Genomic DNA, 524 nt, shown 5'->3' on the forward strand with positions numbered 1-524 from the left:
ATCGCTTCAGTTTCGCGCCATTCGCTCTGTTGTCCGTTTGTTTCCTGATCTACTAAACGAGTTAATAGGTGGAAACGAAACTTCCAAAGGATCGACTGTCACGAATCTTCCGCTGCTACTTTTATAAAAACTTGATCAATTACTTGACACAAGTTCAGCTAAAAGGATATTTCTAATTGCGCAAATTCGTTTCGTTATCTAGTTTTCAAGGATCAAATTCAATCGGCTGTTTAACGGCCGGAAGAATATCTTATCAATTCCTGACGATCTTGTCTACAAGAAAGATCTGGAATCAACAAGTTGAGAGTTGAACTCTCAAAACTGACCAACGAGTGAGTAACAGGCCGAAACCTGATTTTAAGGGTGACTTCATTGAAGTCATATTTGAATGTCCTCGTTGCAGAGAACGATTCTCCATAGAAAGGAGGTGATCCAGCCGCACCTTCCGATACGGCTACCTTGTTACGACTTCACCCCAATCATCTACCCCACCTTCGGCGGCTGGCTCCCGTAAGGGTTACCCC

At 43.3% G+C, this 524-nt stretch carries 1 rRNA gene; it reads right to left on the reverse strand.

The window, feature by feature from the left end:
- Nucleotides 1–420: 420 nt before the first annotated feature.
- Nucleotides 421–524: ribosomal RNA gene (locus OHJ21_RS32970) — 16S ribosomal RNA — on the reverse strand; the annotation flags it as partial.

The sequence above is a fragment of the Virgibacillus sp. LDC1 genome, assembly GCF_025792345.1.
In the GTDB taxonomy this organism is placed as follows: Bacteria; Bacillota; Bacilli; order Paenibacillales; family Paenibacillaceae; genus Paenibacillus_AQ; species Paenibacillus_AQ lautus.